Below are 13,992 nucleotides of genomic sequence, written 5' to 3'. Positions count from 1 at the left end.
TGCAACCGCCAGCACCATTTACATATGAAAAATAAATATTAAAAACAAACCATAACAACGAAAGACAATATATACCCCATGTCAATCCAGCACTACCTCAAAGAAATCGGCCGCGGCAAAGACGGCGCGCGGGCGCTGCGGCGCGACCAGGCCGCCGACCTGATGGGCCAGCTGCTGGACGGCCAGGTGGATGAGCTGGCCACCGGCGCCTTCTGCGTGGCCATGCGCATCAAGGGCGAAACGCCCGACGAGATGGCCGGTTTTCTGGACGCGGTGCACCAGCGCCTGCCCGCACTGGCTGCGCCCCAGCAGCCCTGGATCGTGCTGCCCAGCTACAACGGCGCGCGCAAGCTGCCGGTGCTCACCCCGCTGCTGGCCCTGCTGCTGGCACGCGAAGGCCTGCCGGTGCTGCTGCATGGCAGCACCACCGAATCCAGCCGCACCACCAGCTCCCAGGTGCTGCAGGCGCTGGGCCACACCCCCGCCACCGCATTGACCGACATCGCCCCCGGACAGCTGCTGCACTGCGCCACGGGCGCGCTGCACACCGGCTTGCAAAGGCTGCTGAATGCCCGCGCCGCCATCGGCCTGCGCAACCCGTCGCACAGCCTGGTCAAACTGCTGAACCCGCTGGGCCGCAGCGGCCACGACACCCTGGTGGTGGGCAGCTACACCCACCCCGAATACGCCACCTCCATGGCCGCCACCCAGGCCCTGGTGGGCGCCACCGCCCTGCTGCTGCGCGGCACCGAGGGCGAGCCCGTGGCCGACCCGCGCCGTCACCCGGCCATGACGGCCGTGCTGCGCGGCCAGCTGCAGCCGCTGCAGGAAAATCAGCGCGGCACGCTGACCGATCTGCCTGCGCTTCCGCCCAGCCATGATGTAGAGTCCACGGCCCGCTACATCGAGAACGTGCTCGCAGACCGCCAGCCCGTTCCCGCCCCCATTGCCCAACAAGTGCAGTATCTGACTGCACTGCACCGCCAATTGCGCAGCACCGCTGCGCAAGGAGCCACACCATGACCACCGCCACCACGCCCCTCCCCACCGGCCGCTGCACCCTGGTGGGTGCCGGCCCGGGCGACCCGGAGCTGCTGACCATCAAGGCGCTCAAAGCCATCCAGAACGCCACGCTGCTGCTGGTGGACGACCTGGTCTCCCCCGAGATCGTGGCCCATGCCGCCCCCACGGCCCGCGTGGTGTACGTGGGCAAACGCGGCGGCTGCAAGAGCACGCCCCAGGCCTTCATCGAAAAGCTGATGCTGCAGGCGGTGCAGGACGGTGAAGAGGTGGTGCGCCTCAAGGGGGGGGACCCCTTCATCTTTGGCCGGGGTGGAGAGGAAGTGGAACACCTGCGCGCCGAAGGCATCGAGGTGCAGGTCATCAACGGCATCACCGCCGGTCTGGCCGGCCTGACCAGCCTGGGCGCGCCGCTGACCCACCGCGACCATGCCCATGGCGTCGTCTTCATCACCGGCCATGCCAAGCCCGGTGACGCCGGCACCGACTGGCGCGCGCTGGCCGCCACGGCCCATGCGGCCAAGCTGACGCTGGTGATCTACATGGGCGTGCGCTCCGCCGAATCGATTGCCCACGATCTGCAGGAGGGCGGCCTGCCCGGCACCCTGCCCGTGGCCATCATCCAGCACGCCAGCCTGGCGCAGCAACGCCACGCCATCACCACGCTGGGCCGGTTGCCCGCCACCTTGCACGACGAGCAGTTGGGTAGCCCCAGCGTGCTGGTGATTGGCGATGTGGTGCGCGGCGTGTCGCAATGGGCGCAGCAGAACTCGGCCGGCGCGCACGCCGCTGCAGCGCTGCAGGCGGTGGCGGGCTAAGCCGCTTCCGGCACGGCGCTGCACCCACAGTCCCTCCCCAAAAAAGAGCGCCCCGCAGGGCGCTCTTTTTTGGGGGGTGTACGGCCCAGCGGGGCGACTCACAGTGGCGGAAGGCCGCGAACGCCTGCGGTGCCTCAGGCATGCGGCCTGTGCCGACCGCATGCCACCCCGGTGGCCTGCGCCCTTACAACGCGAAATGGGCCGACGCCGTCAGCTCCACCTCGACCGAGGCGTTCTTGGGCAGCTGCGCCACGCCGATCGCCGAGCGCGCGGGCAGGCCGATGTCACCCAGCACTTCCACCAGCAGCTCGGAGGCTCCGTCGGCCACCTCGCTGTGCTGGGTGAAGTCGCTGGTGCAGTGCACATACACGGTCATGCGGCAGATGCGCTGCACCGGCTCCAGGCTGCCCAGCGTGCGCTGCACCAGCATCAGGCTGCGCAGGGCCGAGACCCGCGCCGCGCGCCGGGCCTGTTCCAGCGTGGCTGTTCCGGCGGCCGGTGTGGCGGAGGCCGGTGCCACCGGCCCCAGCGATGCCATGGCCCCGTTGAGGCGCGGCAGCTGGCCGCTGACATAGAGCATGCGCTCGTCCCGTACCACCGGGCGGTAGCTGCCGCCAGGGGCAATCTCCACATCCATGGGGCAATCCAGTGCCTGGGCGGCTTGTGCCAGCCGCTGATCCCGTGTCGTCATCTCGCTCTCCCTGCCTTTCGGGCATGGGGCACGGCCCCTGCGGCACAGCCCCGGTTACAGATGCAGCCAGTGTAGGCCCTCGGCCATCCGGACTGTGGTGCAGGCACCGGTGTCCGGGCTAGTGCACGGCAAAGCGCAGCAGGTGTTCAAAGCTCAGCTCCGTGGTGCGCGCATCGCCCTGCACGGGCTGGCGGTAGATGGCCTGGATGGTGTTGGTACCCGCCACCACCGGCACGCGGGCCAGCCCCTGGGCATCGGTGGCCACGGGGCTGCCGTTCTCGCCCTGGCTCAGGCGCACACCGGCCAGCGGCTTGCCGTCCAGCGTGACCTGCAGCAGCACCTGCTCGCCCGCATGCGGTACCTGGCCCTGCTGGGGTGTCACTTCGAACTTCTGGCCCAGTCCTTTGCGCGCCACCGCGCCCCAGACCAGCAGGGTCTTGTGGTACTTGCGCGCCCAGACCCCGCGTGTGGCCCCCGGGTTCTGGTCCATGGGCAGGTTGCGCATGGCCTTGTCGCCGGGCTGGCCGCTGAAGAAACCATTGTCCAGTTCCACGGCCAGCAGCGCGGCCTGGGCATCGGGGTGGACTTTCAGGCCCTGGCCCACGGTCCGGACCTGGGCGGGCACGCTGCGGCCGCGCCGGTCATAGGCAGTCACGCTCTGCAGCTTGGCGTGGTGAAACGCTTCCAGCTGTCCGGCATGGCCGCCAAACTGCAGCAGGTAGCTGCCGTCGGAGTCCGGCTCCAACCAGACGTTGTGGGCCAGTGCGGCACCGGACAGGCACAAGGCGGCCAGGGCTGCGGGCCAGCGCAGGCGATGGGGGTAAGAGGGTGTCATGGGGAATTCCTGCTCGGGGAAACAACAAAAAAGGAGATTGGGAGCCTCCGCCGCTTCACAGCGCGAACTTCAGGCCCACGGTCACGGTGCGCGGCGCGCCGGGAGCCACCAGGCGTTCGCCACCGATCACGCTGGTGCTGCTGGCGTAGCGCTGGTCGGTCACGTTGCGCACCCACAGGCTCAGCTGGGCATCACCCCAGCCCAGGCTGCGCGGCAGCGCGTACTGCGCCCCCACATCGCCCACCTGGTAGGCGCGGCTCCACTGGGTGTTGGCGGCATCCACCGCGCCCCTGCCCACATGGCGCCAGATGGCGCGCAGCGTCCAGTCTGCGGTGGGCCGGTAGCTGGCCTGCATGGTGCTGGTGTAGGCGGGTACGGCGGTGACCTGTTTGCCCACCAGCGCGGCATTGGCGTTTTCCGCCACACGCGAGTGCATGCGGCCATAGCTCCATTGCAGCTCCACGTTGGACAGCGGCGCCCAGTGGGCCTGCAGCTCCGCACCGCTGCGGCGCGTGCTGCCAAAGTTCTCGTACACGCCCGGCGCCACGTTGCGGATTTCGTTGCTGGAGGTGGTGCGGTAGACGGCCAGATCCAGCCACAGGCTGCGGTGGGGTGCCCATTGCACACCCAGCTCGGTCTGGCGGAAGACATTGGGGTCCAGCCCGGCGGTGCCCAGTGCGTACTTGGCAAAGTCGCTGGCCAGTGCAAAGCCTTCCGACCAGCTGGCGCGCAAGGTGGTCTGCGGTGCAATCTGCGATGTCATCCCCAGCTTGGGACTGGCATGGCGGGTGGTGGCCATGCGCTCACAGGCGTCGCTGCCGGTTTCCGCGCCCAGGCGCCGGCAATCGCCGGTGAAACGGTCCCAGCGCACGCCCATGCTGGGCTGCAGCCAGGGTGCCAGTTTCCAGTGCGCCTGGGCGTAGGCGGCCGTGGTGTCCAGCGCCGTGTGCCGGTCGCTGACGGCCGCTGTCATGCGCCGGCGGTTCTGGGTGCCTTCCCAGTAGCCGTAGTCGGTGTCTTCCTGCAGGCGCTCGGTGCCCAGCAGCCATTCCAGCGGCGCGCCCGCCAGGGCTGCGCTGCCGCTGAGCTGCAGGCCCATGCCCAGCACGTCGCGGTCATAGCGCTCTTCGCGCTGCATCCAGGTGCTGCTGCGCGGACGGGTGAACCAGCGCACGAAATCCTGCCGGGTGCCATAGGCAAAGGCCAGCAGCTGGGTGCTGTCGCCCAGCGCATAGTTCACATCCAGGCGCAGCGTGGCGAAGGTCTTTTCCGATCCATCGCCCTGGACGCGCGGATCCTTGCCCTGCGGGTCGCGCTGCCATTGGGCCTGCGTCAGGTAGCTGGGCGAGTCGCCGCGCGCCTCGTGCCAGCGGGCTGACAGTGCGAAGTCCACCCGGCGGTCCACCCGGTGGTGCCAGCGGCCGCTGAGCGTATGGCGCCGGGCATCGGCATCGGGCCGGGCACCGTCCGTGGTGTAGGACTGTGCGGCCAGGAACATCTGGTCGTCCGCACCCAGCTGGCGGCCCAGTGCCCCTTGCAGGTCGTAGGTGCCGTGCGAGCCGGCCTGCAGCTGCGCTTCGGTGTAGGTGCCCGAGCGGCGCGTTTGCAGTGCAACCAGCCCTGCGCGGTTGAAATTGCCCTGCAGCACCGACACCGGGCCCTTGTGCACGGTGACTTCTTCCACCTCCAGCGGCACGACCACATTCAGGTCGAAATACCCGTCGGCATGGGACATGGCTTCGTTGAGTGTGATGCCGTCCAGCGTGGCGGCAATGTCGCCACCGTGCCCCCCCCCGCCAAAACCGCGCAGCACCACGGCGTTGGCCACGCCACTCAACTGGTAGTCGTTCACATGCATGCCAGGCACCTGGCGCCACAGGTCTTCGACCTCCTGCGCGCCGGTGGCGGCCAGGTCTTCCTGGGTCAGGTGCTGGGTGCTGAAGGCAGCCTGGCTGGCGGCCAGGGCCTGGCCCTTGACGGTCAGGGCGGCCAGGCGGGCCTCTTCCGCCGCAGCAGGAAGGCAGGCACACAGTGCGGCCAACGCCGCGGCAGTGCGCAGTGGTGGACAGGCGAGCTGTCGCAAGAAAGAGGACATGGAGGGTGGCAACGTGGTGGTGGTGCATGCCTTCCGGGGAAGGCTGTCCTGTATCTGCCATGCAGTTATGAAGATTTATGCAAACTTCATACCAAGCGCCGCACCTCTGCCGCCGGGGTCCACATCCGGCCGTCCGGACCGTGCCGTCAGGCCCTCCGCAGGCCGTCTCTAACGGGAGTGGTCATGGGAATGTTCATGGGGGTGGTCATGCGCATGACCATGGGAGCCTTCATGGGAATGGCCCTGGGCGTCCTGGCCCATCACCACATTCAGCTGCCCATGGTGCACGCCGCGCTCGGCCATGATGGCGTTGGCCAGCGCCCGCACCTCGCCCGCCGGACCGCGCAGCAGCACGGTTTCCAGGCACTGCAAGGGGTCGACATGCACATGGGTGGTGGAGATGGTCAGTTGGTGGCGCGCATGCTGCAGGCGCGCCAGGCGCTCGGTCAGGTCGCGCGCGTGGTGGTCGTACACATAGGACAGCACGGCCATGCAGTCCCCCTGGTGGTCGGCCTGCTCGCGCTGCTGGCCCAGGCGGACGTAGAGCATGTCGCGGATGGCTTCCGAGCGGTTGGCATAGCCGGCCCGGTGCATGTAGCGCTCGAACTCGTCGGCCAGTTCGTCGTCCAGGGAGATGGTGAATCTTTGCATGCGGGAAATTAGCAAGTACGGTGCCTGTCGCCGAGGATAAGGCCGAAATTCCCCGCGCAGTCACCACCGACCCGGTGCGTCGCTGCACCACCTTGGTGCCTGGCACGGGCACGCACCAAAAGCGCCTTCCCCAAACAACAAGGGCTGGCACATCCACCACTGCGCCAGCCCTTGCCATGCGCCCCGGCCTTGTGGGCCCGGATGCATGTCCTGTCTATGGATGCGCGTGCGCGCCTTAAGTTCCGATCACACCACCATCATTTTTGGTGATGACCACGGTGGCCGAGCGCGGGATGCTGTTGCCGCCGCCGGGCCAGTGGCTGTCGCCCTCTTCCCCCGGGTGCTGGATGTTGATGAACATGGTCTTGCTGTCGGGAGTGAAGCTGATGCCCGTGACCTCGCACTCCTTGGGGCCGACAAAGAAGCGGCGGATCTCCTTGCTCACCGGATCGGCACACAGCATCTGGTTGTTGCCCTGGCCGGCATAGTCGCCACGGTTGCTGTACTTGCCATCGGTCTGGATCCACAGGCGGCCGTCGTTGTCGAAGGCCAGGCCGTCCGGGCTGTTGAAGCTGTTGTCCGCCGTGACATTGGCCGATCCGGCGCGCAAATCCTTGCGGTCGGTGTGCACCATGGGGTTGCCGGCCAGCACAAAGATGTCCCAGGCAAACGTGGTGGCACCGGCATCGCCGCCGGCCTCGCGCCAGCGCACGATCTGGCCGTAGATGTTCTTTTCGCGCGGATTGGCTTCGTCCGCGACCTTGCGGCCGCTGTTGTTGGTCAAGGTCACATAGACCTCGCCGGTGTGCGGATGCACGGCCACCCATTCGGGCCGGTCCATCTTGGTGGCGCCCACCACGTCCGCAGCCAGTCGGGTGTAGACCAGCACGGCGGCCTGGTTGGCAAAGCGGCTGTCCGCCTGGAGCTTGGCGTCCGCGGCCTTGTCCAGCAGCAGCCATTCGCCGGTGCCGGCAAAGTCACCCGGCGTGGCACCGGCGCCGAAGCGCGCCACGTAGAGCTTGCCGCTGTCCAGCAGACGGCTGTTGTCGCCGCCCTTCACGTACTTGCCGTCGGAGACAAATTTATAGATGTAGTCATCGGCCTGGTCGTCGCCCATGTAGACCACGGCACGGCCGTCCTTGCTCAAGGCAAAGGCGGCGTTCTCGTGCTTGATGCGGCCCAGCGCCGTGCGCTTCTTGGGCATGCTGGTGGGGTTGAAGGGATCGATTTCCACGATCCAGCCGAAGCGGTGGCTTTCCTGGGGGTGCTTCACATAGTCAAAGCGCGGCTCATGGCCTTCCCACTGGAACAGGCTGGCCTGGGCCGAGAGGCCGTAGCGCTTTTGCGCCGCCGTGCGCTGGTCGGCGCCGCTGGTGGTGCCGAAATAGTTGTTGAAGTTCTCTTCGCAGGTCAGGTAAGTGCCCCAGGGGGTGAAGCCGTTACCGCAGTTGTTGAACGTGCCCTGCACGCGGCGGCCGCTGGGATCGCCCTGGGTCTGCAGCAGCGCATCGCCTGCGGCGGGGCCGGTCAGTTCCATGGCGGTGTGGGCGGTGATGCGGCGGTGGTAGAGACTGTCCTTGACCAGGTCCCAGCGGCCCTGCGCATTGCGCTGGATGTGCACCACCGAGACGCCATGCGCATTCATGGCCTTGTGCACGTGGTCGCGGCCCCACTTGCGGGCCACGGCTTCGCCCTGGGCGCCGAACAGCCAGACATAGTGCTTCTTCTTGTCATCCACGGTGCAGTACTCGTGGTTGAGCACCAGCAGACCTTCGTCGTTCTTGCCGTCGATGGCAAAGAAATGCATGCCGTCGTGGTTGTCGCCCAGCTGCAGGGCCTGGGCTGCGGCATCTTCGCTGCCGTCGCCCTTGAAGGCGGGTGCACCGTCCAGCAGCGGCGTGCCCCAGGGCGCCAGCACCGTGGCGGTGTAGCCGGGGGCAATGTGCACGGCGTCGTCCGTGCTGATGGGGATGGCGGTGAAGCCGATCAGCGGGGCGCCGCTGCGGCTGCCGCCCGTGGCGCAGCCCGCCAGGCCGGCCACGCCGCCACCCAGGCCCAGAAACAGGGCCGCCGACAGGCCGGTGCCGCTGCGCAAAAAGCCCCGGCGCGAAACGGCCTGTTCCACCACGCTCTGGAAATGCGGGTTGTCAGACAGGTTGGTGGGCAGGTCTTCGCTGTCGATCGCAATGGACGGCGTGGTGCGGGCAAATGGCATGCTTTCCTCGGGCATCGTGGGGGATGCCGGCATTGTGGAAAGCCGCCATGACAGTCGCGTGACAAGCCGGCCCGGAGTGGCTGCAGCCGTCACACAGCAGCCACCGGCGTGTCACATGCGCAGCAGAACGTCAGCTGGGCTTGCGCGTCTGGGCAAAGCGCTGGGCCACTTCCTTGCGCATGTCCTTGCGGATCAGCGCGGCCTGCCAGCGGCGCGTTTGTTCCTCGGTTTCCAGCTGCAGTGCGGGCACGGCGGCGGGCTTTTTGTCGTCGTCCACCGACACCATGGTGAAGAAGCAGCTGTTTACGTGGCGCACCACCTGGCTGCGGATGTCTTCGGCCACCACCTTGATGCCGATTTCCATCGACGAGGTGCCGGTGTAGTTGACGCTGGCCAGAAAGGTCACCAGCTCGCCCACATGGATGGGCTGCAGAAACATCACCTGGTCCACGCTCAGCGTCACGCAATAGCGGCCGGCGTAACGGCTGGCACAGGCGTAGGCCACCTGGTCCAGCAGCTTGAGGATGGCGCCCCCGTGCACATTGCCGGAGAAGTTGGCCATATCGGGGGACATCAGCACCGTCATGCTGAGTTGGTGTGCGGGCAGGTTCATGGACGGCGATTGTAGAAAGCGCCACCCGTTTTGGCAGGGCATGGCGCGCTCAACCCACCGGGTGCACAGGGCTTGGCTACACTGCCGCCTTTGCAGCGGCGCCTGTGCTGGGCGCCGCACCTGCCCCCCAGCAGCCGCCACCGGCGGCCCTGACCCGCTCGCCTTCACCACCCCATGCCTTCCGACACCACCTCCGCCCTGCACTTTGACGCCGTGATCCTGGGGGCCGGAGCGGCCGGGCTGTTCTGCGCCGCCCAGGCCGGCCAGCGCGGGCTGAAGGTGCTGCTGATCGACCATGCCGAGAAGGTGGCCGAGAAGATCCGCATCTCCGGGGGCGGACGCTGCAACTTCACCAACCGCGATCTGGATGTGCGTGCGCCGCACAAGCACTATGTGGGCCAGAACCCGCAGTTCTGCCGCTCGGCCCTGTCGCGCTACACCCCGCTGGACTTCATTGCCCTGATGGAGCGGCACGGCATTCCCTACCAGGAAAAGCACAAGGGCCAGCTGTTTGCCACCACCAGCGCCGAAGACATCATCCGCATGCTGCTGGCCGAGTGCGCTGACGGTGGCGTGACACGCTGGCAGCCCTGCCGCGTCGAGAAAGTGGTGCATGCGGCCGCAGTGGCGGATGCCGGCACCGAGGGCACGGGCAGCTACCAGGTTCACACCGACCGCGGCCTGGTGCGCACGCCCAGGCTGGTGCTGGCCACCGGTGGCCTGTCCATCCCCAAGATCGGCGCCACCGATTTCGGCTACCGCCTGGCCCAGCAGTTCCAGCTGCCGCTCATCGAGCGCCGTGCCGGCCTGGTACCGCTGACCTTTGACGGCGCAGCCTGGCAGCCCTATGCCCAGCTGGCCGGTCTGGCCCTGCCCGTGGAAATCAGCACCGGCAGCAAGAAGGAGCGCATGGCCTTTCTGGAAGACCTGCTGTTCACCCACCGCGGCCTGTCCGGCCCGGCAGTGCTACAGATCAGCAGCTACTGGAAGGACGGTGCACCGCTGCACATCAACCTGCTGCCCGGCGTGGACGTGGCGCAGCTGCTGGCCAGTGCCAAGCTGCAGTCACGCAAGCTGGTGGTGAACGAGCTGGCCCAGCACATGCCCACACGCCTGGCCGAGGCCTGGGTCGCCCAGCACCCCGAGCTGCAGCGCCCGATCAACGAGGCCAGCGACAAGGCCCTGGCCAAGCTGGCCGACCAGATCACACGCTGGGAAATCACGCCCACCGGCAGCGAAGGTTACAAGAAGGCCGAGGTGACACTGGGCGGCATCGACACCAAGGCGCTGTCGCAGCAGACCATGGAGTGCAAGGCCCAGCCCGGCCTGTATGCAATTGGCGAGGTGGTGGACATCACCGGCTGGCTGGGCGGCTACAACTTCCAGTGGGCCTGGGCCAGCGCAGCCGCCTGCGCCGACGCCATGGCGCTGTCCGCTGGCATGGCCACGGACTGACGCTGCCAGCCACCCCGCTGGCGGCTGCAGCCGCAACGCCCCCGCGTACCTCCCCCCTTATTCCGCCAGCGCTGCCCCACCAGCCACAGCCCCGCCCACCGTGCCGGGCCGCCACAGCGGGTCGGACCCGAGGTAGGCATGCGCCCAGCGCTCGAGATCCGGCACCGGCAAGGGCCGGCTGAAATAAAAGCCCTGCAGCTCTTCGCAGGCCAGCGCGCTGAGCATCTGGGCCGTGGCACGGTTTTCCACCCCTTCGGCCACCACCTTCAGCCCCAGCGAGTGCCCCAGGCTGATGATGGCGCGCGTGATGGCCAGATCGGCCGGATCGTCCAGCATGTCGTGGACAAAGGATTTGTCGATCTTCAGCCGGTCGATATCAAAGCGTTTGAGGTAGGCCAGGCTGGAATAGCCGGTACCGAAGTCGTCGATGGACAGCTGCACGCCCAGCAGCTTGAGCGCCACCACCTGGTCGGCGACGCTGGGAGCGCTTTCCATCAACTGGGATTCGGTGATCTCCAGCTCCAGGTGCTGCTCCGGCATGCCCGTGCGCTCCAGCACCGAACGGATGTCGGCCGCCAACGAAGGGTCGGCCAGCTGCACGGCCGACAGATTGACCGACAGCCCCACCCCCATCAGCGCACCGCCTGCCACCGTGCTGTCCTGCCAGCGCATCCACTGTGCGCAGGCCTGTTCCAGCACCCAGGCGCCCAGGCTGCGGATCAGCCCGGTTTCTTCGGCGATGGGAATGAATTCGCTGGGCGGCACCGGCCCCAGCAGCGCGCTGTTCCAGCGCAGCAGCGCCTCCACCCCCAGCAGCTGGGCGCTGCGCGCCCCCACCCGGGGCTGGTAGTGCACGCTCAGCTCGCCCCGCTCGATGGCGCGGCGCAGCTGCTGCTCCATGGTCTGGCGCGCCTGGCCCCGCAGGTCGGTTTCCATCGAATAGAAACAGGCCATGTCGCGGCCGGTGGTCTTGGCCTCGTACATGGCCGCGTCGGCGCGCCGCATCAGTTCCTCGATGTCGGATCCGTCCTCGGGGTAGACCGCAATGCCCACGCTGCAGGACACATTCAGCTCGTGCCCTTCGACGGAATGGCTCTGGCGGATCAGGCGGATCAGGCGCTGCTCCACCATGGTCTGCACGTCGGCACGCCCGGTCACGCCGCGCATCACCACCACGAACTCGTCCCCGCCCAGGCGGCTGACCGTGTCGCAGCTGCGCACCGACTGCTGCAGGCGCCCGGCCACCGAGCGCAGCAGGCCGTCCCCGATGTGGTGTCCCAGCGTGTCGTTGATGGTCTTGAAACGGTCCAGGTCGATGAACAGCACCGCCACCTTCTCGCCCGTCAGCTGCGCCTGGGCCAGCGCCGCCTGCAACCGCAGCACGCACAGCGAGCGGTTGGGCAGCTCGGTCAGCACATCGTGGTGGGCCAGGAACTGGATGCGCTCCTCGTTGAGCTTGCGGTCGGTGATGTCGATCGCAATGCCGATGTGGTTGAGCACCGCCTCGCCCTTGACCGGACGCACCGCCGAGACCATGAGCCAGGCCGGGTAGGTTTCGCCGTTTCTGCGCCGAAAGCGCACCTCGCCCTGCCAGGACTCCTTTTCCACCATGGTGCGTGAAATCTGTGCCGACAGCGGCTCGCCTTCGTGCGGCTCCAGCAGCAGGTCCAGGCTCTCGCCGATGACTTCGTAGAAGTCGTACTGGGTGCTGCGGCAGAACGCCTTGTTCACGCTGATGATGTGCTGCTCGGCATTCATGATGATGATGCCCTCGGAAGAGGCTTCGAACACCTTGGCCCACAGCTCCAGGCGCTGCTCCATCACCTTGAGCACATTGATGGGCGTGAACGCCGTCAGCACCGCATCCTGCCCCTGGAACTGCAGGCGCCGTGCCGACAGCACCGCCCACGAGGGCTCGGCGCCGCCTTTCCAGCGCACCTCGAATTCGTCCACCACACCCTGGTCGGCCAGCCGCTGAAAGAAGCGCGCCCGCACGCCGGCCTCCAGGCCCACGGCCCAGGGGTCCAGCCGCCGCCCGTTGAGCCAGGGCTGTGCCGGCGCATTGGCGTGCAGCACCTGGTGCTCCGGAATCGAGGTCACGACCATCGGGATGGGGAAGGCCTCCACCAGTTCGCGCTGGGCCTGGGCCGCCCGGGCGCTGGCCGCCAGCTCCTGCTGCAGCAGGCGCTCGTGGTCCAGTTGGGCCAGCATGCCGTTGAAGGCGGTGACCAGGCGGCCGATCTCGTCGCGGCTGTTCCAGTGCGCGCGCAGGGTGTGGTCGCCGCTGGTGCGCACCTTGTCGGCCACGCCGGCCAGTTGCTGCAGCGGCCGGGCAATCTGGCGCGCCACCAGGGTCACCAGGCTCAGGATGCAGCCCAGCAGCACCAGGGCCGTGCCCAGGTGCAGCCACATGCGCGCAAACAGGCTGTCCACCCGTTGGTGGAGCAGGCGCTCCAGCTCGGTGATGCCGACATTCCAGGCGCCGGTCAGCGCCCCCAGCACCGCGGCCTCGTGGGTGCTGAGCTGGGCCAGCGTGCCCGTGGCATCGCCGTTGGCCATGTCCTGGATCTGCCGCTGGAAGTCGTCCAGCGTGGCTTTGAGCTGCTGGCGCGGCCCGGTCAGGGCTTCGCGCATCTGCGGAGAACCGGCCAGAAAAGCCTGGTTGAAGTCCGACTCTATGCCTTGCGCCACCGCATCCAGGCGCCCGGCCAGGGTCAGCAGGTCCGACGACCACTGGGGGTTGCGCGCCAGCGGGCCGGCGGCCAGAAAGCCCATGGTGTCATAGACGGTCTGCAGCAGCACCGGGTATCGCAGCGCCACCAGCGACATCACGTAGTAGCTGTCCAGATCGGGGTCGAGGATCAGATTGGACTGGTTGCTGACCGTGGTGAGCAGTTCGCGCCCATCGCGCAGCAGCTGGTTGCGCAGGCGCGAGAGCATCGCCCCATCCTGAGGCGACAGCGGGGCCAGGGCCTGCAGGGTGTCGGCAAACTCCTGGCTGGCCTGGGTCGTCTGCAACTGCGCGTCATGCGCCTGGCGCACCTGGGCCAGCCGCTCCAGGGCCTGCGCGACGGGGAGAGGCTGCTGGTCGGCCGGCAGAAAGCGCCCCAGCAGGCCATCGCGCACCACGGCGGCGTAGGTGGTGCCGACGATTTCCTTGCGCGTGAAATCAATGGAGAGGTATTTCTCGTGGATCAGGATGCTGGAGACGTAGATCACCGCGGACAGGTCCAGCAGGTAAATCAGCATCAACTTGCGACCCACACTCAGGCGTCCCAACCAACTCGAAACCCGGTACATCAACGACATGGCGCCTCCGCGGCGGCCCGTCCTGCGCTGGCAGCGGCCGCCCTGTGGTGAATCTGACAAAGCCTGGAGGCTCTAGCAAATTCCGCACCCAATCGCACAGGCATGCGTGGCGGCGGCGATCCCGGGCGATGGCGAGCGCGGCGAAGCCCAGGCCGGAGGCGGGACACGACAGGAAACGACAGGAAACGACAGGAAACGACAGGAAACGACAGGCAGCGACTGGAAGCCACTGAGAACGACAGGAATCGGCAGGCGGCGCTGCGGACCGGTTCCTGCCGGGATGCGGCGGG

General features: G+C 67.6%; 10 protein-coding genes. 3 read left to right on the top strand and 7 right to left on the bottom strand.

Annotated elements, in window-relative coordinates:
- The first annotated feature begins 78 nt into the window (after nt 1-78).
- Together ybiB and cobA are read left to right on the top strand one after the other, a co-directional pair.
- Nucleotides 79-1,023, top strand: a complete 945-nt coding sequence (gene ybiB, locus B3349_RS18295) for a DNA-binding protein YbiB (RefSeq protein WP_291590860.1) — start codon at nt 79-81, stop codon at nt 1,021-1,023.
- The gene (gene cobA / locus B3349_RS18290; protein WP_291590859.1) at nt 1,020-1,838 is read left to right on the top strand and encodes a uroporphyrinogen-III C-methyltransferase; all 819 of its coding nucleotides are present in this window, start codon (nt 1,020-1,022) and stop codon (nt 1,836-1,838) included. The genes ybiB and cobA overlap by 4 nt, the downstream gene beginning before the upstream one ends.
- A 184-nt stretch (nt 1,839-2,022) precedes the next feature.
- Here the strand turns inward: cobA and B3349_RS18285 are convergent, their stop codons facing one another.
- The 6 genes from B3349_RS18285 to B3349_RS18260 form a co-directional block, all read right to left on the bottom strand.
- Nucleotides 2,023-2,529: a RidA family protein gene (locus B3349_RS18285; RefSeq protein ID WP_291590858.1), complete on the bottom strand. Its 507-nt coding sequence runs from the start codon at nt 2,527-2,529 to the stop codon at nt 2,023-2,025.
- A 118-nt stretch (nt 2,530-2,647) separates the two neighbouring features.
- Nucleotides 2,648-3,364: a DUF4198 domain-containing protein gene (locus tag B3349_RS18280; RefSeq protein ID WP_291590857.1), complete on the bottom strand. Its 717-nt coding sequence runs from the start codon at nt 3,362-3,364 to the stop codon at nt 2,648-2,650.
- A gap of 55 nt (nt 3,365-3,419) precedes the next feature.
- Nucleotides 3,420-5,459 carry a TonB-dependent receptor gene (locus B3349_RS18275; protein ID WP_291590856.1) on the bottom strand — a complete coding sequence of 680 codons (2,040 nt, stop codon included), beginning with the start codon at nt 5,457-5,459 and terminating at the stop codon, nt 3,420-3,422.
- A 168-nt stretch (nt 5,460-5,627) separates the two neighbouring features.
- On the bottom strand, nt 5,628-6,110 hold the full coding sequence (nikR, locus tag B3349_RS18270) for a nickel-responsive transcriptional regulator NikR (RefSeq protein ID WP_291590854.1): 483 nt from the start codon (nt 6,108-6,110) through the stop codon (nt 5,628-5,630).
- Between the two features lie 235 nt (nt 6,111-6,345).
- A complete protein-coding gene (locus B3349_RS18265) occupies nt 6,346-8,325 on the bottom strand; it encodes a PhoX family protein (protein ID WP_291590853.1) in 1,980 nt (659 codons plus the stop codon).
- A 130-nt stretch (nt 8,326-8,455) separates the two neighbouring features.
- Complete coding sequence (locus B3349_RS18260; protein ID WP_291590851.1) at nt 8,456-8,938, bottom strand: acyl-CoA thioesterase; 483 nt, start codon at nt 8,936-8,938, stop codon at nt 8,456-8,458.
- 174 nt (nt 8,939-9,112) lie between these two features.
- Between B3349_RS18260 and B3349_RS18255 the strand changes: the two genes are divergently transcribed.
- Nucleotides 9,113-10,393 carry a BaiN/RdsA family NAD(P)/FAD-dependent oxidoreductase gene (locus B3349_RS18255; protein ID WP_291590850.1) on the top strand — a complete coding sequence of 427 codons (1,281 nt, stop codon included), beginning with the start codon at nt 9,113-9,115 and terminating at the stop codon, nt 10,391-10,393.
- A gap of 57 nt (nt 10,394-10,450) precedes the next feature.
- Here the strand turns inward: B3349_RS18255 and B3349_RS18250 are convergent, their stop codons facing one another.
- The gene (locus B3349_RS18250; protein WP_291590849.1) at nt 10,451-13,702 is read right to left on the bottom strand and encodes an EAL domain-containing protein; all 3,252 of its coding nucleotides are present in this window, start codon (nt 13,700-13,702) and stop codon (nt 10,451-10,453) included.
- Between the last annotated feature and the right edge of the window lie 290 nt (nt 13,703-13,992).

This window comes from Comamonas sp. UBA7528, assembly GCF_002479375.1.
In the GTDB taxonomy this organism is placed as follows: domain Bacteria; phylum Pseudomonadota; class Gammaproteobacteria; order Burkholderiales; family Burkholderiaceae_C; genus Comamonas.
This window is presented reverse-complemented; position numbering and strand designations above follow the sequence as displayed.